General features: G+C 41.8%; 22 protein-coding genes. 15 read left to right on the forward strand and 7 right to left on the reverse strand.

Annotation, left to right across the window (positions count from 1 at the left end; all coding sequences use genetic code 11):
* Nucleotides 1-261: 261 nt before the first annotated feature.
* The 7 genes from pyrD (at nucleotide 262) to rmf (ending at nucleotide 8,847) form a co-directional block, all read left to right on the forward strand.
* Nucleotides 262-1,272 (forward strand): quinone-dependent dihydroorotate dehydrogenase, encoded by a 1,011-nt coding sequence (gene pyrD, locus R7O13_RS20995; protein ID WP_005377443.1) that lies wholly within the window; start codon nucleotides 262-264, stop codon nucleotides 1,270-1,272.
* Between the two features lie 168 nt (nucleotides 1,273-1,440).
* Nucleotides 1,441-1,983: a cell division protein ZapC gene (locus R7O13_RS21000; RefSeq protein WP_005377444.1), complete on the forward strand. Its 543-nt coding sequence runs from the start codon at nucleotides 1,441-1,443 to the stop codon at nucleotides 1,981-1,983.
* A gap of 486 nt (nucleotides 1,984-2,469) precedes the next feature.
* Nucleotides 2,470-4,590: a bifunctional 23S rRNA (guanine(2069)-N(7))-methyltransferase RlmK/23S rRNA (guanine(2445)-N(2))-methyltransferase RlmL gene (rlmKL, locus tag R7O13_RS21005; RefSeq protein ID WP_053350765.1), complete on the forward strand. Its 2,121-nt coding sequence runs from the start codon at nucleotides 2,470-2,472 to the stop codon at nucleotides 4,588-4,590.
* A gap of 21 nt (nucleotides 4,591-4,611) precedes the next feature.
* Nucleotides 4,612-4,854, forward strand: a complete 243-nt coding sequence (locus R7O13_RS21010) for a glutaredoxin family protein (protein ID WP_017821808.1) — start codon at nucleotides 4,612-4,614, stop codon at nucleotides 4,852-4,854.
* Entirely contained in the window at nucleotides 4,832-6,751 is a 1,920-nt protein-coding gene (locus tag R7O13_RS21015) for an ABC transporter ATP-binding protein (RefSeq protein WP_005377449.1), read from the forward strand. Before R7O13_RS21010 ends, R7O13_RS21015 begins: the two co-directional genes overlap by 23 nt.
* A 7-nt stretch (nucleotides 6,752-6,758) precedes the next feature.
* Nucleotides 6,759-8,492 carry a DUF3466 family protein gene (locus R7O13_RS21020; RefSeq protein WP_005390080.1) on the forward strand — a complete coding sequence of 578 codons (1,734 nt, stop codon included), beginning with the start codon at nucleotides 6,759-6,761 and terminating at the stop codon, nucleotides 8,490-8,492.
* A 181-nt stretch (nucleotides 8,493-8,673) separates the two neighbouring features.
* Nucleotides 8,674-8,847 carry a ribosome modulation factor gene (gene rmf, locus R7O13_RS21025; protein WP_005377453.1) on the forward strand — a complete coding sequence of 58 codons (174 nt, stop codon included), beginning with the start codon at nucleotides 8,674-8,676 and terminating at the stop codon, nucleotides 8,845-8,847.
* 140 nt (nucleotides 8,848-8,987) lie between these two features.
* Here rmf and fabA read toward each other — a convergent pair whose 3' ends face one another.
* The gene (fabA, locus tag R7O13_RS21030; protein WP_005390081.1) at nucleotides 8,988-9,506 is read right to left on the reverse strand and encodes a bifunctional 3-hydroxydecanoyl-ACP dehydratase/trans-2-decenoyl-ACP isomerase; all 519 of its coding nucleotides are present in this window, start codon (nucleotides 9,504-9,506) and stop codon (nucleotides 8,988-8,990) included.
* Between the two features lie 70 nt (nucleotides 9,507-9,576).
* The gene (locus R7O13_RS21035) at nucleotides 9,577-11,217 is read right to left on the reverse strand and encodes an AAA family ATPase (protein WP_005377458.1); all 1,641 of its coding nucleotides are present in this window, start codon (nucleotides 11,215-11,217) and stop codon (nucleotides 9,577-9,579) included.
* Nucleotides 11,218-11,427: 210 nt separating this feature from the next.
* On the opposite strand from R7O13_RS21035, the gene matP reads away from it, so the two are divergent.
* The 3 genes from matP to R7O13_RS21050 all read left to right on the forward strand — a co-directional run bounded on the left by matP (nucleotide 11,428) and on the right by R7O13_RS21050 (nucleotide 12,642).
* Nucleotides 11,428-11,877 (forward strand): macrodomain Ter protein MatP, encoded by a 450-nt coding sequence (gene matP, locus R7O13_RS21040; RefSeq protein WP_005396497.1) that lies wholly within the window; start codon nucleotides 11,428-11,430, stop codon nucleotides 11,875-11,877.
* 15 nt (nucleotides 11,878-11,892) lie between these two features.
* On the forward strand, nucleotides 11,893-12,204 hold the full coding sequence (locus R7O13_RS21045; RefSeq protein ID WP_005377468.1) for a DUF3634 family protein: 312 nt from the start codon (nucleotides 11,893-11,895) through the stop codon (nucleotides 12,202-12,204).
* A 114-nt stretch (nucleotides 12,205-12,318) separates the two neighbouring features.
* Entirely contained in the window at nucleotides 12,319-12,642 is a 324-nt protein-coding gene (locus R7O13_RS21050) for a hypothetical protein (RefSeq protein ID WP_025766620.1), read from the forward strand.
* Between the two features lie 402 nt (nucleotides 12,643-13,044).
* Here R7O13_RS21050 and R7O13_RS21055 read toward each other — a convergent pair whose 3' ends face one another.
* From R7O13_RS21055 to R7O13_RS21075, 5 genes are all read right to left on the reverse strand, one after another.
* Nucleotides 13,045-13,620, reverse strand: a complete 576-nt coding sequence (locus R7O13_RS21055) for a hypothetical protein (RefSeq protein WP_064353938.1) — start codon at nucleotides 13,618-13,620, stop codon at nucleotides 13,045-13,047.
* A gap of 73 nt (nucleotides 13,621-13,693) precedes the next feature.
* Nucleotides 13,694-14,011, reverse strand: coding sequence for an AHH domain-containing protein (locus R7O13_RS21060; protein ID WP_213964472.1), 318 nt, complete (start codon nucleotides 14,009-14,011; stop codon nucleotides 13,694-13,696).
* 385 nt (nucleotides 14,012-14,396) lie between these two features.
* The gene (locus tag R7O13_RS21065; protein ID WP_238844455.1) at nucleotides 14,397-16,118 is read right to left on the reverse strand and encodes an ATP-binding protein; all 1,722 of its coding nucleotides are present in this window, start codon (nucleotides 16,116-16,118) and stop codon (nucleotides 14,397-14,399) included.
* Entirely contained in the window at nucleotides 16,108-17,289 is a 1,182-nt protein-coding gene (locus R7O13_RS21070; RefSeq protein WP_017634895.1) for an FIST signal transduction protein, read from the reverse strand. The genes R7O13_RS21065 and R7O13_RS21070 overlap by 11 nt, the downstream gene beginning before the upstream one ends.
* A gap of 113 nt (nucleotides 17,290-17,402) precedes the next feature.
* Nucleotides 17,403-17,759: a hypothetical protein gene (locus tag R7O13_RS21075; RefSeq protein ID WP_005377473.1), complete on the reverse strand. Its 357-nt coding sequence runs from the start codon at nucleotides 17,757-17,759 to the stop codon at nucleotides 17,403-17,405.
* Between the two features lie 257 nt (nucleotides 17,760-18,016).
* Here R7O13_RS21075 and ccoN point away from each other — a divergent pair, with 257 nt between their 5' ends.
* The 5 genes from ccoN (at nucleotide 18,017) to R7O13_RS21100 (ending at nucleotide 21,816) form a co-directional block, all read left to right on the forward strand.
* Nucleotides 18,017-19,444, forward strand: coding sequence for a cytochrome-c oxidase, cbb3-type subunit I (gene ccoN / locus R7O13_RS21080; protein ID WP_005396488.1), 1,428 nt, complete (start codon nucleotides 18,017-18,019; stop codon nucleotides 19,442-19,444).
* Between the two features lie 12 nt (nucleotides 19,445-19,456).
* The gene (ccoO, locus tag R7O13_RS21085; RefSeq protein ID WP_005377475.1) at nucleotides 19,457-20,077 is read left to right on the forward strand and encodes a cytochrome-c oxidase, cbb3-type subunit II; all 621 of its coding nucleotides are present in this window, start codon (nucleotides 19,457-19,459) and stop codon (nucleotides 20,075-20,077) included.
* 9 nt (nucleotides 20,078-20,086) lie between these two features.
* Nucleotides 20,087-20,260, forward strand: coding sequence for a cbb3-type cytochrome oxidase subunit 3 (locus R7O13_RS21090; RefSeq protein ID WP_005377485.1), 174 nt, complete (start codon nucleotides 20,087-20,089; stop codon nucleotides 20,258-20,260).
* On the forward strand, nucleotides 20,260-21,234 hold the full coding sequence (ccoP, locus tag R7O13_RS21095) for a cytochrome-c oxidase, cbb3-type subunit III (RefSeq protein ID WP_005377487.1): 975 nt from the start codon (nucleotides 20,260-20,262) through the stop codon (nucleotides 21,232-21,234). Before R7O13_RS21090 ends, ccoP begins: the two co-directional genes overlap by 1 nt.
* A gap of 105 nt (nucleotides 21,235-21,339) precedes the next feature.
* Nucleotides 21,340-21,816 carry a FixH family protein gene (locus R7O13_RS21100; RefSeq protein ID WP_005377489.1) on the forward strand — a complete coding sequence of 159 codons (477 nt, stop codon included), beginning with the start codon at nucleotides 21,340-21,342 and terminating at the stop codon, nucleotides 21,814-21,816.
* The last annotated feature ends 1 nt before the right edge of the window (nucleotide 21,817 follow it).

Below are 21,817 nucleotides of genomic sequence, written 5' to 3' on the forward strand. Positions count from 1 at the left end.
ATTATCTATTATTCACATTTGGAACGAAAATAGTTACATTGTCACATTGAATTGAAATTAAAACAGAGTGAAATCGATTGCTTTTAAGCGGTTAGTTACGATTTTTATCGCAGAAACTTGATTGTAATTGTTTGTTTTATATTTAAAAATCTTATAAAGATATAGGTTTTTACTTATTACGTTCATTTTCATTGAATTACGATGAAAAACGGTAAATAATATTGTCCCGTTTATACGGGGCTTTTTTCTTTCGGAGGCACAATGCTTTACCGTCTAGCCAGAACTGGCTTTTTCCAACTCGATGCCGAGAAGGCACATGATCTTGCAATCAAGAACTTCCAACGCTTTAACGGCACACCACTTGATCTCTTTTACCGCCAACAGTTACCAACTCGTCCAGTTGAGTGTATGGGTCTAACATTCCGTAACCCTGTTGGTCTTGCGGCTGGTTTAGATAAAAACGGCGAATGTATTGAAGCATTTGATGCCATGGGCTTTGGCTTTGTCGAAGTCGGCACTGTAACGCCACGACCACAACCAGGTAATGATAAACCACGCTTATTCCGTTTAGTGGAAGCAGAAGGGATCATCAACCGCATGGGCTTTAATAACCTAGGCGTTGATAATTTGATCGAGAATGTTAAACGAGCAAAATTCAATTGTGTTCTCGGAATTAATATCGGTAAAAATAAAGATACGCCAATTGAGAAAGGGGCAGAGGACTACCTGATTTGTATGGAAAAAGTGTATGAGTATGCTGGCTATATTGCAGTAAACATCTCATCGCCAAACACTCCAGGTCTTCGTTCACTTCAATATGGTGAAGCGCTTGATGAACTGCTTTCCGAATTAAAAGCGAAACAAGCGGAGTTATCAGAGAAGTACAACAAGTATGTCCCGTTAGCATTAAAGATTGCGCCAGATTTAAGTGACGATGAAATCTGCCAAATCTGCGATTCTTTATTGAAAAACAATATAGATGGTGTGATCGCGACTAACACAACTTTGGATCGCACGATCGTAGAAGGGATGAGACACGCCAATGAGGCAGGTGGCTTGAGTGGTCGCCCTGTGCAATCACGCTCTACGGAGGTCGTACGTAAGCTTCATGAAGAGCTTGGAGACAAACTTCCAATTATCGGTGTTGGTGGTGTAGATTCCTATGTTGCAGCCAAAGAAAAGATCATGGCAGGCGCTAAACTTGTTCAAGTCTACACTGGCTTTATTTACCACGGCCCAGGTCTCGTACGTGATATTGTTAAGAATCTTTAACATATACATCAAAAACTACTGAAAAATCAGTACCTGTTACATAAAAAAGAGGACTTTGTTTCCTCTTTTTTTTTATCCGTTCGTTTGTAGAATTTAAAAATCACGAGTAGGTAATTAAGCGTCTTACCTCTTTACCACTGATTTAACTAGTCAAGAGAGAACGGAATAATGCTTAAACCCAGCGACAAATGGAATTGGTATTTTGACGAGCAAAAAGCTTGCTTAATGCTGGATCTGGGGGAGGAAATGATTTTCCAAACCAATCTATCCCGAAAATTGTTGGTTAACTGTGCCTTCTCAAACAGTGAATTTACCGTTGATGACGCCAGCGCATTTCAAACGTTTAATGAGCGCATTCGCTGTCTCGATATCAGTGAATATCGCCAAGCTGAATTAACACTGTATTGTGTTGCTGCAAAGCGTTTTCATAAACCTGTACAGCCTAAGAGCTGGTTCTTCGATGCACAGTCCTCTGATTATGAACCTCAAGAAGGGGACATGGTCTTTCTCACAAATCAATATTCTGATGGTATGTTCATCGTTCTAGAACCAGGCGAAACATCGAGCTTATGTGCTTATGTTAACCAAGAAGCCTTTGTTCTTGATGGCAATAAGGCGCTTCAATTTGGGCAGCCGATTAAAGTAATGCATGATCGCATGGCTTGTGCAAACCACCTCTTTGCAATGACCCCTATGGCAATGGTGGGTTAAAGCTGTTTAATTTTTCTTTATTTCGTTCCTTTGTTTGCCTTAATCGACCTTATTGGGTCGATTTTTTTTGTCCTTTCCTCAGACACTCCAATCCGAAAGACCATGAAACTGTTTGTTTTCTATGCATGCAAACATGAAGCTGGTCACTTTTATTTTACTTATTTCAATTTGATTACTCCTTTAATTAGGCAACCTAGCGCCTAAAACAACCCTATTTATTCCCCTATAAAGGGTATTTGTAAGTAATTTACATCAACCAATCCAGACTGGTATATACCAAAATGCATGTAAATAAGTATTCACTTCTTCTAAAGGAAACAAAATACGTTCATGAATGAAAAACATTCAAACTAAAGATGTTGAAAGTTTTAGATCATTTGAGTGGTGATGATTTGAACTAACGGGTGGGAAAATACCTTTAAAAACGAGGCATTGATCGTAAAGTCAGGTATAATTGAAGCCATTTTTTATCAGCGAAAGAACACTATGAATCAATATCTCGCGGTAACTTCAAATGGCATGGAAAATTTGCTTGTTGAAGAACTGACTAAACTAGGCATTGAAAATGCGAAACCAGTACAGGCAGGCGTAAAATTTAAAGCGACAAACGAACAGGTTTATCGCTGTTGTTTGTGGAGCCGTTTAGCGTCTCGATTTGTACGTGTTTTATCTGAGTTCACGTGTAACAACGACATGGACTTGTATCTATCCACTTCCACTATTAACTGGGTTAACCAATTTCATAGCTCTAAACGCTTTGTTGTGGACTTTAACGGCACAAACCGTGAGATTAGAAATAGCCAATACGGAGCTATGAAGGTCAAAGATGGCATCGTAGATTGCTTTGAGAACAAAGGCTTGCCACGTCCTAATATCAGCAAAGAACGCCCAGATATTCGTATTCACGTTCGTTTGCATAAAGATAAAGCGTTGCTTGGGGTAGACATGGTAGGTAGTGGTCTTCATCAGCGTGGTTATCGACCAGAATCGGGTCGTGCGCCATTACGTGAAACGCTTGCTTCTGCGATTATCATGCGTTGTGGCTGGGATGGGCATCAACCATTACTCGATCCAATGTGTGGTTCTGGTACTTTGCTTATTGAAGCGGCAATGATGGCAGCCAACATGGCACCTGGCGTTAAGCGCAAACAATGGGGCTTCGAAGTTTTGGAAGACTTTGAACCGGAGACCTGGGCTGAGATTAAATCAGAGGCTAATGTTCAAGCTAGACGAGGTGTCAAGAAAGTTGACGCTAAGTTTTTTGGATTCGATAACGACCCCAAAGTATTAAAAGTCGCTCAAGAAAACGCCCGCAGAGCAGGTGTTGAAGAGTTGATTGAGTTTGCGCAAGGTGATGCTGCAACTATTACTCGTCCCGCAGGATTTGAACACGGTGTTATCGTTTCAAACCCACCTTACGGTGAGCGTCTAGGAACTGAGCCGGGGCTGATTGCGCTCTATACCGCGTTCGGTGGACAGCTAAAATCTGAGTTTGGCGGATGTAAAGCATCTATCTTCTCTAGCTCAGACGAGCTCTTGAGTTGCCTTCGTATGCGCGCTGATAAACAGTTTAAATTGAACAATGGTGCGTTACCGTGTCACCAAAAGAACTACAGCATTGCCGAGCGCAGCGCTGATGAAGTGAAAGGTGCAGATACTAACGTTCAAATCGCACCAGACTTCTCAAACCGTTTGAAGAAAAACATTGGCAAGATTGGCAAGTGGGCGCGTAAAGAGAAACTAGACTGCTATCGTATCTACGATGCAGACCTTCCAGAATACAACGTAGCGATCGACGTGTACGGCGATCAAATTGTGATTCAAGAGTACGCAGCACCTAAGAACATCCCTGAAGAAAAAGCCAAGCGTCGTCTAACGGACATTATCCGTGCGACGATTCAGGTGACCGGTGTCGAAGCGAACAAAGTTGTACTGAAAGTTCGTGAGAAGCAGAAAGGTCGAAGCCAGTACCAAAAATTAGGTCAGGTATCAGAGACGCTCGAAGTAAACGAGTACGGTGTGAAGCTGATCGTTAACCTTCATGACTACCTAGACACAGGCCTGTTCTTGGATCATAAGATCACTCGTCGTCGTCTTGGCGAAATGGCACAGGGTAAAGATTTCCTTAACTTGTTTGCTTACACTGGTAGTGCAACAGTGCACGCTGCAGTTGGTGGGGCGCGTTCCACTACAACTGTCGATATGTCAAACACCTACTTGAACTGGGCGAAAGACAATATGCAGCTTAATGGCTGTGTAGGGCGCCAACATAAATATGAACAAGCGGACTGTTTGCAATGGCTGGAAAACGCAAAAGGTGAGTACGACTTGATCTTCATTGACCCACCTACGTTCTCTAACTCTAAGCGTATGGAAACATCATTCGATGTACAACGTGACCACATTAAGCTAATGAAGAACCTCAAACGTTTACTGAGAAGTGAAGGCACAATCGTATTTTCAAATAACAAACGTCACTTCAAGATGGATGAAGAATCACTCGCTGAATTGGGTTTGAAGGCTCAGAATATTTCTTCTCAAACGTTACCATTAGATTTTGCGCGTAATAAACAGATTCATAACTGTTGGCTAGTAACGCACGCGTAGTATAAACAAAAGGATTAATACGTGCTGATATTGTATAGCACGGAGGGATGCCATCTTTGTGAGATGGCATTTGCTCTAGTAGACCAAGTCGGTTTGGCCGAGCAAACAGATATCATTGATATTGCGTTCGATGATGTACTATTTTCTCGTTACGGCGTCACAATACCCGTATTAAAATATCAAGATTCTGAGTTGAACTGGCCGTTTGACTTAGAACAACTCACACATTGGTTGGATAATAATGGCATTACTTACCATTCATAACGCACAACTTGCATTTGGTGACCACCCATTGCTAGACAAAGCGGAGTTCGCTCTTCAAGAAAACGAACGCGTTTGTTTAGTTGGTCGTAACGGAGCAGGTAAGTCCACGTTAATGAAAGTGCTTGCCGGCGACATTTTGTTGGATGATGGCAAGATTCAAATAACTCAAGACGTAGTAGTTTCTCGGCTTGAACAAGATCCACCGCGCAATCAAGAGGGTACGGTTTACGAATACGTATCTGGCGGTTTGGCTGAAATCGGCGAACAATTGAAGATCTATCACGATCTTCTCGATCTTGTTGCTCAAGACCCAAGTGAGAAGAACATTAACCGTTTGGCGAAAGTTCAAGAGCAACTTGATCATTCTAATGCTTGGCGCTTTGATGACCGTGTTAAGAACGTACTTGGCGCTTTAAAACTAAGCCCAGAAACCAAACTGACCGATCTATCCGGTGGCTGGCAACGTAAAGCTGCTTTAGCTCGTGCGCTGGTTTGTGATCCTGATGTATTGCTTCTTGATGAACCAACAAACCATCTCGATGTGACAACGATCGAATGGTTAGAGAACTTCTTAAAAGACTTCAAAGGCTCGATCATCTTTATTTCTCACGACCGTGCATTCATCAAGTCGATGGCGACACGCATCGTTGACTTAGATCGCGGTCAATTAGCTTCTTTCCCTGGTAATTACGAACAGTATTTGAATGACAAAGAAGAAATGCTTCGCGTCGAAGAAATGCAAAATGCTGAGTTCGATAAGAAACTAGCTCAGGAAGAAGTGTGGATTCGTCAAGGCATTAAAGCACGTCGTACTCGTAATGAAGGCCGTGTTCGAGCCCTTAAAAAACTTCGTGAAGAGCGTCGTGACCGCCGTGAAGTTCAAGGTAAAGTTAACCTAAACATCGATGATGCTTCTCGTTCAGGTAAGATTGTATTTGAAGCAGAAAATGTATCTTTTGCTTACGAAGGCAAGACAATTGTCGACGACTTTAGCTTTAACATCATGCGTGGTGACCGTATTGCACTTATCGGACCAAATGGCTGCGGTAAGAGTACGGTACTTAAATTGCTATTGGGGCAATTGGAAGCGCAGTCTGGTCGTTTACACTGCGGAACAAAATTAGAAGTCGCGTACTTTGATCAGTACCGAGAGATTTTGGATCCAGAAAAGACAGTGATCGATAACTTAGCGGATGGGAAACAAGAAGTAATGGTTGGGGGACGTCAGCGTCATGCGCTGAGTTATCTTCAAGACTTCTTATTTGCACCTAAGCGCGCCAGAACCCCGGTTAAGGCACTTTCTGGTGGTGAGAAAAACCGATTATTGCTAGCCCGTATCTTGTTGAAACCAAACAACTTACTTATTCTTGATGAACCAACTAACGATTTGGATATCGAAACGTTGGAACTTTTAGAAGAAATGCTTGCCAATTATCAGGGTACATTATTGTTAGTGAGTCACGACCGTGAGTTCGTAGACAACACAGTAACAACCAGCTGGATTTTTGAGGGTAACGGTATAATCGAAGAGTTCGTTGGTGGTTATCATGATGCTAAACAGCAGCGTGACCAAGTTCTTGCTTCGCGCAGTCAGGTTGAAAAACCAACGAAGAAAGAGAAAGTGGTTGAGGAAACTCCCAAAACTACGCAACCTAAGAACAATTCGAAGAAGTTATCGTATAAGCTGCAAAGAGAATTAGAGGCTCTACCAGCTAAACTTGAACAATTAGAGTCGGATATCGAGAGCCTTCAGGAGCAAGTGAACGATCCAGAGTTCTTTGCTAAACCTGTAGAGCAAACTCAGCCGGTATTGGAACAGCTTGCTGCACTAGAGCAGGAGTTGGAAATCGCATTCGAGAGATGGGAAGAACTCGAAGCAATGCAACAGGATAGTTAAGAATTCAATGAATTGTAGTAATAAATTCAAATTGACCGCCATTGCAATGATGGTTGGTACCACAATGAACGCACAGGCGGCATTGTATCAAGTTGTTGAGGTTTCACCTCAGGATCATGGTTCAAACGGTGACTACCAAACGGCTTACGGGGTTGCAATTCAACAGGGCGATGCAGGTACAGATCCTTCAACAGGTTCACCTTTCGCTTTAGGCTGCTTTGATGCAGCAGCAAACTGCACGCCAGAGCAGTTTAAACTTGCAATGGAAACTCGCACTACGCCGATTTCAGCGACACAAGCCGTGGATGGGAACAGCTATCGTGAAGAAATCCCATTCGGATTAGACGCTGGCTTTTATTACATCCAAGAACTCAAAGACTTTGAGCGTTACTGTTACAACCAGCTTCGCTATTCCACCTGTGACTCATGGGCTTCAGTAAACTGGACGCCGTGGAATAAAGAACGTAGTAAAGACTTTACTTCTAATGCGTTAGCGTTCATAGAAGAAGATTCTGCTGCTTATAAAAATGAATATAACAATGTTATCAACCAGCTTACCGAGGGTGGTGCAGCTGTCGGTAATCAGAGTAAAGTTAGCACAGAAAATACTTCTACATTAGAAACACGAAATACCGTAGTTGCACCAGTAGAGCCAAATATTCTTACTGGCGATAGTGACGCAAGTGTTGTGCAAAGCCATGCTTGGAGCACAGACGGCATTTTTACTGTTGGCAGTGTTTCTCGAACAGCAAGCAATACCAATGGTTCTCACCACACATCAAAAGCAGCGATTTGGGATCAAAGCGGAACCGTCAGTGAATTGGCTTGGCCTAGTGGCACATCTAAAGATGGAGAAAGGTTAGCTCAAGGGAGCATGCGTGACCTTGTCACTGATGGAACAACGGTCTATGGCGTAGGTTACAACACTTACAGTGATGATAACTACCTGAATGCGACTGTTTTTGTCGGAACTCTAGAAGCCGAAGGTAGCGTTGAAAACGCAACTTGGAAAAATAAAGTTGTTGTAGGAGCTAGACAGCGCGAAGGTGATGATACGGTTCATACAAACTCACGCTTAACCGACGTTAACTCTAATTTTGTTGCTATTGGTGAAGCGAAACGTTCGGGCGGATACTTAATGCCAACGGGCTCTGCTCCGAATCGTCTCTTTATCGTAGATGATGTTCGTAAGGATTCTATTAGCGCTTTTTACCCAACTACTGGCATTTTCTTTAGCGGTGCGGGCGGTAAGATGGGCGGTATCAACTCTTACAATGAAATCGTCGGGCAACTTGATGCGGAAACGACTCGTGAAGACGATGGCAAGCCACGTCGTAAGCGCGGTTTTATCTATCCATATAGCCTAGGTGGCGAGACTAGTGAACGTGCTGCAACATTGTTTAATGGAAAAGCTTGGTTCCTAGACAGTTTGACTAATGGCGGTGATTACTCTGAACAAAACAATCAGTTCCGTATTATCGACGCAACTGATATCAATGATGCAGGTGTGATCTCTGGTACTGCTATGAAATGTGCAGGTGGTTATAGCACAACAGCAAACAATGCGACATGTAGCTCTGAAGAGCAAATTGTAGCAGTCAAACTAGTACCTATTGCTGACGCAACTAAGGACGACATCGTATCTCGAAGCATTGACTCAACGACGACAGAGCGTCAAGGTGCAGGCCTTGGTTGGTTAGCTTTGACCATGCTTGGATTGTTTGGGTTCCGTAGAAAATAGTTAAAAATCGTCAGTAATTTTTAAATCAAGCAGAGGCTCACACATTTGAGTCTCTGCTTTTTTTATGCCTTGAGAAATTGCCTACTTTGATCGATTCTTATAAGTGGAGTCATAAAAACTCCATCAAAGTTTCACAATAACAGCTGTACGTTAGTAAATGGACCTGTATGAGGAATTAACTATGAAGAGACAAAAGCGTGATCGCCTAGAACGAGCTCAATCTCAAGGCTACAAAGCTGGATTGAATGGAAGGTCTCAAGAGGCTTGCCCATATCAACAAGTTGATGCTCGGTCGTATTGGTTAGGTGGTTGGCGTGATGCCAGAGATGAAAGACAATCTGGTCTCTACAAATAAACTCTCCACATACAAAAAGAAGGATTCGAAAGGGCTCTACGGAGCCTTTTCTACATTATAGGGACATAGGGAAGTAGGTTAACACTCGATAACAAAAAGGCTCCTAAATAGGAGCCTTAATAAATCGATTAAAATCGTGATTAGAAGCTTGAAGTGTCTTGGAACAAGCCAACTTTCAAATCTTTTGCTACGTAGATTTCTTTGCCGTCCACACATACACGACCGTCAGCCAAACCCATCACAAGCTTACGGTTTACAACGCGTTTCATGTGGATTTCGTACGTCACTTTTTTCGCTGTTGGCAGGATCTGACCTGTAAACTTCACTTCGCCAACACCCAGAGCACGACCTTTTCCTTTGCCACCAACCCAGCCAAGGAAGAAACCAACAAGTTGCCACATCGCATCAAGGCCAAGACAACCCGGCATTACAGGGTCGCCAGGGAAGTGGCAGTCAAAGAACCACAAATCTGGAGTAATATCCAATTCCGCCAAGATCAAACCTTTACCAAAATCGCCTTCAGTCTCAGACATTTTAGTAACACGATCCATCATTAGCATGTTTGGCGCAGGAAGCTGAGGGTAACCAGGCCCAAACAGTTCGCCTTGGCTAGAAGCAAGTAGATCGTCACGGTTATAAGAATCACGTTTGTTTTGCATTATCAATTACTCCAATTTTTGATAGCTGCATCTTAGTGAACACGTGTACGCTAAACAACTCCGATCAGTACTAGACAAACCAGTTTTTGATGCGCTGCACAATTCCTTCTGGATGCTCATGTCTTTCAAAGTTTTCAATACGTTCCGCTATTTTGCCAATAATGCTATCGTCTTCACCTCTAAAAGGTTTATTCATTACAATCGGAATAGCTTCATCTACGGTAGAAACGGACCAAATATGGAACTCACCATTTTTAATGCTTTCTATTACATCTTTATGTAATGCAAGGTGTTTAAGGTTTGATTTTGGCATCACAACACCTTGATTTCCTGTAAAACCTTGATGTTTACAAACCTGATAAAAACCTTCAATTTTTTCGTTCAAGCCACCAACGGCTTGCACTCGACCAAACTGATCAACAGCCCCTGTAACCGCAACTTGTTGATTAATTGGAGATTCAGATAAAGCACTTACCAAGCAACAAAGTTCTGCAAGAGATGCGCTGTCACCATCAACTTCACTATAAGACTGTTCAAATACGATGGAGGCTGAGTAAGGCAGTGGTTCATCCAGTTTCAGAGCAGAGCTCAAGAAAGCTTGCATAATCATCATGCCTTTTGCATGTAGATTGCCTCCAAGCTCAGCTTTGCGCTCAACATCGGAAACATCGCCATCACCAAAATGAATTACACAAGATATTCGCGCAGGCTCACCATAGCTGACAGGGTGCCCAGCCATATCAATAACGGTTAGGCCATTGATTTGACCAACTTGTTCCCCAGTTGTCTCAATGATGACTTGTCCATCTAAAATATCGTACACGGCACGCTGAGGAAGGTAAGATTCTCGGTAATACTTATCGTCAATCGCTTTATCTAACGACTTGTAATCTAATGCGTGGCCATCACTGAACTGGCTAGCAAGCGTTAGAAGTTGAGAGTGCCACATTACTCCTAAAGGCAGATAATGTTGATCTTCAGTAAATCTCATACCGGCCAGCAACAATCTTCTAAAACCACATTCAGTTAAGTGAGGCAGCTGATATTGAGAACATATCCAGTTCACTAAACCAAAGTAATCTGTCAAATTCTGCTCTGACAGATGAATATCTTCTTCAACTTCCGTATACATGGCAAAGCCAGAACAGAAGTCTTCATCGATGTATTCTAGCTCTGCTAACTGACTTCTTTCTCCTGTTACAATCAGTTTTACATCATAAGCTTTAGCTTGCGGTACTGAAGTAGGTAAACGAGTAGGGCTTAGGTTCAGTGGTTCGATAAGGTTTTGTTGAATTGCAGACTTTATATTTGGCCAAAGTCCTGGGTTAGCCAAAATTAGATTAGCCGGTACAATTAAGTAACCGTTATCTGCCTGTGAAATTAAACCAGGTTGGAAGGCAATATCACCACTTACATCAACACTGTAACGGTCAAATAAACGTTTGGCATCAAGTGATTCCGAAAAAACTATCGCAGCGTTAGACTGGCTCTGAAGAGCTTTACTGATGAACTCTCTATATACAGAATTATCTACGCAGTTAATGAGTAGTACTCGCGTCAATCCGGAAATTTTTGAAAAACGAGATATCGTTGCCGACATTCTCGGTTGGAGATCAGTAAAAGACTTCTTTGGTAACGAAGGTGCAGACTTTAAAAGTGCTTCGTACTGCTCAAGTGAAGGTGTTACGTCTTGCCAATTAAGTTGGTTCATTAAAATTCATCGTAATTCAATCTTGCCGACATTATAACGAAACGGACTATAACACCCTAGCACCAATTTGGTTTGCTCTCGGCATTCATCTCTCAATGAACAATACTTAGACAAATGAGTGATCAACATCGATACTTCTAAGAGTTTTATTTGCCCAAGTAAACCATCTGGGTTACGCTGTCACTAGGTTATGTTTATGGGTCGGAACAAATGAAATATCAGCAGCTTGAGAATCTAGAATGTGGGTGGAAATGGAAGTATCTCATCAAAAAATGGAAAGATGGTGAAGCGATTACCCGACATATTGATACAAGCGAAGCAGATGCAGCGGTCGCAGAACTAAAACGCCTTGAACACGAGCCTACACTTGTCTTAGCTTGGATAGAAAACCACATGTCAGAAGAGTTAGATAATAAACTCAAGCAGGCTATCCGAGCGAAACGGAAACGTCACTTCAATGCAGAGCAAGTCCATACAAAGAAGAAATCCATTGATTTAGATTACCGAGTTTGGGAAAAGCTTTCTAGTAGAGCGAATGAACTTGGTTGTACGTTATCTGACGCAATTGAATATTTGCTTTCCGAAGCGTCGAGAAGTGAAAAAGCGAGTCAAAAAGTTACCTCAATTAAAGAGGATTTGAGTAAATTGCTATCTAGCTAGGATAGGGAGTGCCAAATGTTATATGTAATCTTAATTGCAGCCATCGTGATCTTTTGGTTGATCGCAGTCGATAGGCCGGTGTTAAAAGTAAAGTTCGATAATGGCCATATTAGTAACGTAAAAGGGCATCTACCTCCTTCTTTCAAACACAACTTACAGGATATTAGTGAGCATAACCCGTTTACTGGTGAAATGAAGGTGTATAGCCAACGAACAGGAATGCGCTTAAGTTTTTCCAAAGGCATTCCCAAAAAAGTTCAACAGAGGATTCGTAACGTTTTTCCGCACCAGGGCTTCAAAGCAAACAAAGGCAAGAAGCGCGCTTAATTACATATCAGTTACTTCATCATGTTAAATGGGACGCAATGTGGCGTCCCATTTTCGTATCTACAGAAAAATTACTTATCATCGAACAATCAACAACATAAACGGACCAAAACGATGAGATACGTTGTAACTTTAATGGTATTGATCTTTGCAAGTAATTCAGTTTTTGCTGACGATTCAGAAACGAACCTGTTGGCTAAAAAGATTAAGACTAAGCTTCAAAAGAAAGTAGACAATAAGTTTGATGGCTATCAAGGTTATTGTGACGTCATGATAGAAATGGAGCACAAAAGTAAAAACGCAGTAATAAAAAGAGTAACCAGCAGTGGTGACCAAAAAGTGTGTAGGTACGTTAAGTCCAACTTGAAGAAAGGAAAACGCTATCGTTACAAATACCCCGAAAAGTACATTCGCCTCCATATAACCACAGGCTTATAAATGTTTCAGAACGCAACTGAGCTCGTGATTTTTGGCAGATTTCGTTGCGGAGCGATTAGAGCGTTTAGCTGATTTTTGCTGTTGTACGAGGCGAGTATGAAAGGCTTTTTTGTTTGGTAGCGCTTAAGTTAGTAATCGTGATGCCATTGAGTGGCAAATTCAGTGAGTTGGCCATCATCACCATACATAGATTGATTCAGGTGCTTACGGAAGGACACGCCAGTAAGTCGGGGACTAAGCGCGCATCAATTTTCAATAAGAGATTTGATTTGCTTCGTAAGCATAACCACAAATTATTGTCTTTGATTAGTGATTAAGCACCTTTAATCAAAGTGAGTAACTCTCTTCTTTTCAAATTGGAGTCTCAGATCTAGTCTGAACTAATACAAAAATTCTGATGAATCAATCTTCAAATACATCGAGTAGATTTGTATCGAACGAAAGTCCCTTTAAATTGTGCTCTTCACATAACGATATGAGTTTGTCATCACAATAAATTGACGTACAACCTTCACCTTTTGATTTAAAAACATATTTATTTGAAAGATCGCTTTCTATAAATGCCAGTTTCTCTAATAATCCTTGTTCTCCGTCAATGTCTTCAAATTTGATTTTCTGCTTGTCTTCTTCTCCAAAGGACATCACGTTGAACACGGTAAAACTTTCATCATCGATTGTAATCGGTAAGAACTCACCGTCAGAATCAATTACATCTCGTACTACCTGATATGCATTTTCTCTCAAGACAAGAAATGTTCTCCATTTAGATATGTCTGGGATTGCTTCAGCAGATTTAAAGTGTTGAGTAAATGTTGCATATTCATTTACCCAAACATCTCTCAAGCTGGTTGAATCAACAGGGGCTCTTCGAAGTCGCCTTAACAACTTAAAGTCATCTGAATCGAGAGCTCGCTTATAAGGGTCATGCTCTAAGACCTTAAATTCTCGAGGTTTACTTTTTAATTTGTATACAGTCATACAGTAGGTTTCCAGTTAGCATCTTTCTTCTCAAGAATTTTCTCAGGATGAGAACTATCTTGTATTTGCTTTTTCAGCAGTTCAGCAGTGTGGACTTAAATACATTCTCACTATGCCTAATTCTTCCAAGCGTGCCAATCCAGTTCTGATAATTTGTACCATGTATTCGTGAATGAGGTGGAGCTTTTGGAGTAGTGTAGTGATCTTTATAAGCACTGGATCTAGGTAACCAAACACCATTAATTGCATCATTAATCCCTATACCAAATTCTAACATTTGTAATTTTGCATCAGTCATCGCAGTTACCTTACCGTTTCTCATCACAATCTGATGTGCTGCGTGATTTGGGCTAGGATGAGGTTCTGCTACGGCATAAAGTATGCGAGACAAGTGCCGGTAGCTTATTCCAAGAATGGATGTGGCTTCGGCACTTTAACTTATTGTTTAACACATCTTGGATACTGGAGAAACGTTGCAATTCATGGTAGTTCATCGTAACTAACTTCCTAAATACCTCCAAGCAAACATAGGACAGATTCACTTGGAAATACTAGGACATTATCGCTTTGGGCTTACACTATTAGTGCGCATTATGTATATTATGTTAAATTACATATTGCTGTACGCTAAATGTTGTCTGAGTATGCTCCTATTCCCTTGCAGATTTTAAATTTAAGGGCTTTAGCATTAAACATAATGGTTATTTACCATAAAATACTTAATATAGATCTTAATAATCTATCGATTGTTAAGATCTATATTAACGCCTTTTTACTTATTGAAATGACTGTATAGCTTCAAAGATATCTTGTCTTCTAACTGGCTTGGAAATGAATCCGTCCATACCGGCATCCAGGCATTTATCTCTATCGCTTTCTAGCGCATGTGCAGTTAACGCTATAATCGGGGTCCTGAGACCTTTATCTCGAATAAGTCTTGTTGCGGTAATTCCATCCATCACTGGCATCGAGACATCCATGAGAATCAAATCGATTAAATCCTCATTCTCTTCTAAAAATGTTAATGCCTCTGCTCCATGGCTTGCGATATGAACATTATGGCCAAGCTTATTTAAGATAAGCTTTATTACGAACTGATTCGACTCGGTATCTTCTACGACGAGAAGTTCCATTGCTTTTGTCGGTTGATTGGTTTCGATTCTAACTGGACGACTTTGATTACAACGAGTCAAAACTGGAATCGAAATCGTAAAGGTTGAACCAACATGCTCATCACTTTTAACGGCAATCTTGCCACGCATCATTTCGACTAAATGCTTGGTTATTGCGAGCCCCAGTCCTGTACCACCGAAGCGTCTCGTGATGGAACGGTCTCCTTGATGAAATGCCGTAAACAAGTGCTCTTGCTTTGCTTTAGATATACCAATTCCAGTGTCAGATATTGAGATCACAAGTTCAGCATCTTGCTCAGATACAGAAACTTTTACTTCACCTTCGTCTGTAAACTTTATTGCATTCCCTATTAGATTAAACAGAATTTGAGATAACCGCGTGGAGTCAATCCAAAATTGTTTGTCATTAGTGACAGTACAGTTGAGCTTGAATTTAAGATTTTTCTTCTTAGCTATTTGTTTTTGCTGAGAAATAACAAAAGTGACAGTGTCTCTTAAGTTAATCCATTGTTCATTGAGCTGAAAGCGACCTGACTCGATTTTAGAAAGATCAAGAATGTCACTGATTATCGCGAGAAGTAACTCTGCAGAGCACTCCATTTGGCTCAAAGCATCAATTTGTTCTTCTGACAAGGTTGATTGCTTCAGTATATCTAGCATTCCAAGAACGGAATTTAAAGGGGTTCTTATTTCATGACTCATCATCGCTAAGAACTCCGACTTAGACCGGTTCGCAAGCTCTGCTTCTTCTCTTGCTTTAGCGAGCTGAGTTGTTCTTACTTCAACGATACGTTGTAACTTCTCTTTGGTCTCGATATCAATGACCGCCCTTTCAATTAAGGGACGAAACCGCCTCAAGGTTTCCTTATTCTCTATGCTAAAGTGCCCTTTCTGAGCTCCAATAAGTAGGATTACGGTTTGCGTTACTTCTGAACGTATACCAGTTAAAACGACCGAGTTTACATGGCTTTTTATAAAGCTGTTTAAGTTAACAAACTCAGCGAGTTTATCTGGCTCGAACAGTAGAATGCATTCACCATTGAGAGCTCTTTGATAGGTGTTACCGTGTAACCAGGATACATTATCAAATACGCTATTAGTTGATATCAATGTCTTGAAGGGATATCGTTCACCATCACGAGTCAGTACAATAAAATCATCGAAGTTGATGTACTTTTTGAGGACATTGTTTAATCCCGTAAATATCTCATGCCGATTCTTTGCCTCACTCATCGCAGATATCGCGGAAAGAATGGCCTTGTTTTCATCAGCGAGTAGTCGTTCTCTTTGTCTAGCCTGCTTTAGCTCAACTAACGCTTCTTGAAGCGCTTCCTGTTGATATATGTCTAAGTATTTATCTTTCATAAGGTTTATGGAATATAGCCGATGAAATCATCAGGTTTCCATGTCCATTCTCACCACCAATAAATCTACCTTGCTCGCCGAAAGTAAAAGGGCAAATAAAAGGCAAATGTTCTAGTTCTTGGTTAATTTGTTCACAAACGCTATTCATGTCTTGCATTAAGTGCAACATGGGACCTGCGCAAAAGATATTTATCACTCCAATTTTTCGAGACTCTTCTAATTTTTGGTTAAAAGCGGCATTGACGACTTTTGCAGCGCGCGCAACGAGATGCTCACGACTTCCTTTCATTAATGTGAGCTCGTCACCCTCTTCTATTCGTGTAAACAACTCGATTCCACCATCTGGCGTCTCACGGATCGGATGGGATAACTTGTAATATGGGCGATCATAGAGATGACCTGCGATCCGCCCTAATGGATAAGCACTCGAGTTTGTAAACAGCATATTATCTTTACCTACTTGGTTATCCTGGTGATTTGTCCACCTTCTATAAACATTGAGCGCAGGTTCATTATCAATTTCAAGTAAGCATCTATCGTTGGTCTTGGTTGCAACACCTTTGATATTAGTTGGTGTATGCCCAGCGCTGAAAGCGATATCAACAGGTTGAGAGGAGTAAAAGAGAGTTAAGCTTAAACCTGAAGTTTGAGAGCCTTGGGCGGTTATCACAGACCATTTCCCAGCGATGTTATTATCAGCGGCCGAACCACCAATAATTGGAATTAGAGTTCCAAATCTTTCATCTATAGACGCAATGATTGATTCCTCTTGCCCTGGTGTAGCATGAAGTAGAATTAAGTTTGGTACCTCTCCTACACGGTTTGCGTTCTCAAGGGCCATATCCAAAGCCTTGGTGACGCTGTCACCTGAGTTGTGATTAGAAATACCAGTACCATAAGCATGAGGACCTGTATCATAAACAGCAAGTGCCGCAATTACTGGTCCTGTATGAAAGCCCTGATCTGTCATTACGGCTTGACATGAACTGGCGCCATGAAAAGGCACACCAGGAAAATGCGCAAGAAACGCTTCTCGAATCAACTCGAAATTGTATTCTTCCGTGTAGTAACACATCACGTAAGACAAGTTCTGTTGTGTCAATTCGGACCTGAGCGTTTTTATCGCTGAGTCTTCATCTTTAATATGAGTAAAAACTGATTGGCAATGCATACGATTTTATAATTGGATATCACTCTGCTGTTATACCATTCCAACCAATTTTCTCTAGGTAAGAAGGTGTTAATTTCATTAATAAGTTACGATTATCTCGTGATAGATCGTATTTATAATTGAACTACAACAATGTTTTCACCTTTTTTAAAGGTGATTTTTTTCGATTCAGGCATGATGTCCCATTCTACTGACTTATGCTTTTCGTTGAGATTGATAAAATTACCAGATTGATTTAGATCAATTTTTAGAGTGCTACTTTCTGTCGTTTCGAGCGAAATTCCCATTGAGTCACGATTAATCGTGATTATTTCTCCTTCAATTGTTACATCGCATCGTTCTTTTTGTGAACAGTCAACGCTATTAACACTCTCGTGTGTAAAGGTACGCCAGAAAAATGCGCCTATTAAAACACTGAGCATGATTAAGATTTGTGCAAGTCGCGCCTTTGTTAACTTTTGTGCAGGCATAATTACTAATATCCTTGTTACAAACTTCAAACTTTTTAAATAAAAAATGATTTCCAGAGGTCCAGTAAGGTTACTACCCTGTCATTGAATTGTTAATTCAAGTATAGTGTCACGCTGAAAATGCCACTTTTTATTAAAGTCAGCAATGGAAATAAGGTGATGATAACACTTGAATTCTAGAGTTTACTTGGGTGGTGTTACGACGCAAGTCGTGTTGGAAGTAAAAGTGTAGTTAATTAGAAATTGGAAGCATGCAAATGAGCCAAGTAAAGCAGCTTGAACAAAACTACAACTATACAGTCGTTCGCCAATTTACCCTTGTGACCATTTTATGGGGCATAGTTGGTATGGCTGTTGGTGTTTTGATTGCCGCTCAATTAGTTTGGCCACAGCTAAACTTTGATACGCCGTGGTTGACGTACAGTCGCTTACGTCCACTGCATACTAATGCGGTAATTTTTGCGTTTGGTACCAGTGCTCTGTTCGCAACGTCTTATTATGTTGTACAGCGCACATGTCAAACACGTCTTTTTGGTGGCCCACTCGTTGCCTTCACCTTTTGGGGTTGGCAAGCAATCATCCTGGCAGCAGCCATTACTTTGCCTCTCGGTTTAACATCGGGTAAAGAGTATGCTGAGCTAGAATGGCCTATTGATATCGCAATTGCGCTAGTATGGGTATCATATGCGGTGGTGTTCTTCGGCACACTAGTGAAGCGAAACACGTCACATATTTATGTGGCAAACTGGTTCTTCGGTGCCTTTATTATCACAGTAGCAGTACTTCACATCGTGAACAGCATGGCTATTCCTGTGTCACTTGGTAAATCTTACTCGATTTACTCGGGCGCAGTGGATGCGATGGTTCAGTGGTGGTATGGACACAATGCGGTAGGTTTCCTACTGACCGCTGGTTTCCTAGGTATGATGTACTACTTCGTTCCTAAACAAGCTGAACGTCCTGTTTATTCTTACCGTCTATCTATCGTTCACTTCTGGGCACTTATTTCTCTATATATTTGGGCAGGCCCTCACCACCTTCATTATACAGCGCTACCAGACTGGACTCAGTCTCTAGGTATGGTTATGTCGCTGGTTCTATTTGCTCCTTCTTGGGGTGGTATGATCAACGGTATTATGACGTTATCTGGTGCATGGCATAAGCTTCGTTATGACCCTATCCTACGTTTCCTAATCGTTTCACTGTCGTTCTACGGTATGTCTACCTTTGAAGGCCCGATGATGTCGATTAAGACGGTTAACGCACTTTCTCACTACACAGACTGGACCATTGGTCACGTTCACTCTGGTGCGTTAGGTTGGGTTGCGATGGTCTCTATCGGCTCTGTATATCACTTGGTACCTCGCCTATTTGGCCAAGAGCGTATGTACTCTGTTGGTCTAGTTAATGTGCATTTCTGGCTAGCAACAATCGGTACCGTTCTTTACATCGTTGCGATGTGGATCTCTGGTGTAATGCAAGGTCTTATGTGGCGCGCGGTTAACTCTGACGGTACGCTAACTTACAGCTTTGTTGAGTCTGTAGAAGCGTCTTATCCGTTCTACTTTGTACGTTTCCTAGGCGGATTTATCTTCCTATCAGGTATGTTCCTAATGGCATACAACACGTACAAAACGGTAAGTGCACCTAAAGAAAGCCTAAAAGCTATCCCACATCCGGCATAAGGAGATTTAAGAATGAGTAATAATTCTAATAATCGCCATGAAATCTTAGAACGTAATGTCGGTTTGTTGGCTATTTTTATCGTGTTTGCTATCAGTTGGGGTGCTCTTGTAGAGATCACTCCTCTGATTTTCCAAAAGCAAACGACTGAACCTGTAGAAAATCTGCGCGCTTACACTCCTTTGGAGATGGAAGGCCGTGATATCTACATCCGTGAAGGTTGTAACGTCTGTCACAGCCAGATGGTTCGTCCTTTCCGCTCAGAGACTGAACGTTACGGTCACTACTCTGTTGCTGGTGAGAGTGTTTGGGAACACCCATTCCTTTGGGGCTCTAAGCGTACAGGCCCGGATTTAGCTCGTGTTGGTGGTCGTTATTCTGACGAATGGCACCGTGTTCACCTGTTAGATCCTCGTGAGCTTGTACCTGAGTCAAACATGCCAGGTTTCCCGTGGCTAGCTGAAAACGTTTTAGACGGTAAGCTAACTCAGAAGAAACTTGAGCTATTTCGTGATCAGTTCGGTGTTCCATACACTGATGAAGAGATCGCGAATTCGGCTAAAGAAGTAGAAGGTAAAACAGAGATGGATGCAATCATCGCTTACCTTCAGTCTCTTGGTCATGCAATGAAGTAAGGGGATCATATGGATTTCGGTACAATTCATAGTATTTATACCGTTGTACTCTTCGCTAGTTTTATTGGCATCGTATGGTGGGCATTTAGTAAAAAGCGTAAAGCACGCTTTGAAGAAGATGCCAACTTGGTGTTTGCTGACGAAGAACAAAAGACCCCTAATAACCAAGGAGTGAAGAAGTAATGACTACATTCTGGAGTCTCTGGATTATCGTGATTACTGTCGGTACGCTAGTAGGCTGTGCGATTCTCCTGACTTGGTGCGCTAAAGATAAAATGGGCGTCGAGGAAGGGGAAGACATGGGCCACGAGTACGATGGTATTCGCGAGCTAAACAACCCTCTACCAAAGTGGTGGACTTACCTGTTTGTAAGCACATTTGTGTTCGCAGCAGTTTACCTTGCCCTATTCCCAGGTCTAGGTAGCTTCAAGGGCTTTTTAAACTGGCAGAGTTCGGCTCAAACCGTTCGCTCACTAGAAGAGTCAAAAGAAGCCATCGCTGCAGCACAAGAGAACAAGCAACTAAACCAATATGCAAAAGAACTGGATGATGCCGACGCTTACTTCGGCGAAGCATTCCGTAAACTTGCGCACAATGACAGTGGTCTACGCCCAATTCCTGAAATTGCGCAAGATCCTGAAGCATTAAAAGTTGGTCAGCGTTTGTTTTTGCAAAACTGTTCTCAATGCCATGGCTCTGATGCACGTGGTCAGAAAGGCTTCCCTAACCTGACTGATGATGCATGGCTATATGGTGGCGAGCCAGCAGCGATCGTTACAACCATCATGCACGGCCGTATTGGTCAAATGCCAGCATGGAAAGATGCCCTTGGTGAGCAAGGTGTTCAAGAAGTTGTAAGTTACACACTTAGTCTATCTGGTCGTAAAGTAAATGCTCGTGAAGCCGCGGCAGGTAAAGCACGCTTCGTAGTGTGTGCTGCTTGTCATGGTACCGATGGTAAGGGTAACCCTGCAGTCGGTGCGCCTGACCTTACAGACCAAGACTGGTTATTTGGTGACTCTCGTGCAGCTGTAACAGAAACCGTAATGAACGGACGCTCAGGCGTAATGCCTGCGTGGAAAGACATTTTGGGTGAAGATAAAGTTCAGCTCGTTGCCTCATATGTCTGGAGTTTAAGTAACTCAGAGAGTAAGTAACTGAGATATTAAGTAACATAGCAATAACAGCCCCTTTCATAGGGGCTGTCTTTCCTTTAAATTTAACGCCTTACATTTTTTCATTTAGCTGTTGAGAACTTTTTTATGGTAAAGCCTTGGTATAAACAATTTTGGCCGTGGTTCCTAATCATCCTTCCTCTTACTGTCGTAGTTTGGACTGTGATTACTGTGGTCGTTTTCTCGAACAACTCTGTTTCTTTAGTCGCCGAGGATTACTATAAAAAAGGCAAAGGCATTAATATCGACATTAGTAAAATGAATGTCGCTCGTGACCTAGGTCTTAACGCTGAGATTTCCTCTGAAAATAACAATGTTGTGATTGTTTTCGCTAAAGGGAAGCTACCTCATTACCCTGCTCTAACGGCCACTTTCACTCATCGTACTCTTCCTGATCGTGACTTCACAAAGCTTGTAACAGCGGATGCATCTGGTAATTACCGACTAAAAGCTGAGGAATCTATTCAAGGACCATGGTTTGTTGAACTACAACCACACGACAAGCAATGGATGATCCAAGGTAAAGTTGAGTTTCCTGCCTCTTCAACACCGTTAATGAAGTAAG

The organism is Vibrio sp. Y176 (assembly GCF_033438945.1).

Coding starts and splice junctions, on each gene's coding strand:
- R7O13_RS21035 (WP_005377458.1), bottom strand. CDS start 11,217: ATGAACCAACTTAATTGGCAAGACGTAACACCTTCACTTGAGCAGTAC.
- R7O13_RS21000 (WP_005377444.1), top strand. CDS start 1,441: ATGCTTAAACCCAGCGACAAATGGAATTGGTATTTTGACGAGCAAAAA.
- ccoP (WP_005377487.1), top strand. CDS start 20,260: ATGACTACATTCTGGAGTCTCTGGATTATCGTGATTACTGTCGGTACG.
- R7O13_RS21045 (WP_005377468.1), top strand. CDS start 11,893: ATGTTATATGTAATCTTAATTGCAGCCATCGTGATCTTTTGGTTGATC.
- R7O13_RS21050 (WP_025766620.1), top strand. CDS start 12,319: ATGAGATACGTTGTAACTTTAATGGTATTGATCTTTGCAAGTAATTCA.
- pyrD (WP_005377443.1), top strand. CDS start 262: ATGCTTTACCGTCTAGCCAGAACTGGCTTTTTCCAACTCGATGCCGAG.
- rlmKL (WP_053350765.1), top strand. CDS start 2,470: ATGAATCAATATCTCGCGGTAACTTCAAATGGCATGGAAAATTTGCTT.
- R7O13_RS21020 (WP_005390080.1), top strand. CDS start 6,759: ATGAATTGTAGTAATAAATTCAAATTGACCGCCATTGCAATGATGGTT.
- R7O13_RS21055 (WP_064353938.1), bottom strand. CDS start 13,620: ATGACTGTATACAAATTAAAAAGTAAACCTCGAGAATTTAAGGTCTTA.
- rmf (WP_005377453.1), top strand. CDS start 8,674: ATGAAGAGACAAAAGCGTGATCGCCTAGAACGAGCTCAATCTCAAGGC.
- R7O13_RS21070 (WP_017634895.1), bottom strand. CDS start 17,289: ATGCATTGCCAATCAGTTTTTACTCATATTAAAGATGAAGACTCAGCG.
- R7O13_RS21015 (WP_005377449.1), top strand. CDS start 4,832: ATGGCATTACTTACCATTCATAACGCACAACTTGCATTTGGTGACCAC.
- R7O13_RS21100 (WP_005377489.1), top strand. CDS start 21,340: ATGGTAAAGCCTTGGTATAAACAATTTTGGCCGTGGTTCCTAATCATC.
- R7O13_RS21065 (WP_238844455.1), bottom strand. CDS start 16,118: ATGAAAGATAAATACTTAGACATATATCAACAGGAAGCGCTTCAAGAA.
- ccoN (WP_005396488.1), top strand. CDS start 18,017: ATGAGCCAAGTAAAGCAGCTTGAACAAAACTACAACTATACAGTCGTT.
- R7O13_RS21090 (WP_005377485.1), top strand. CDS start 20,087: ATGGATTTCGGTACAATTCATAGTATTTATACCGTTGTACTCTTCGCT.
- fabA (WP_005390081.1), bottom strand. CDS start 9,506: ATGCAAAACAAACGTGATTCTTATAACCGTGACGATCTACTTGCTTCT.
- ccoO (WP_005377475.1), top strand. CDS start 19,457: ATGAGTAATAATTCTAATAATCGCCATGAAATCTTAGAACGTAATGTC.
- R7O13_RS21075 (WP_005377473.1), bottom strand. CDS start 17,759: ATGCCTGCACAAAAGTTAACAAAGGCGCGACTTGCACAAATCTTAATC.
- matP (WP_005396497.1), top strand. CDS start 11,428: ATGAAATATCAGCAGCTTGAGAATCTAGAATGTGGGTGGAAATGGAAG.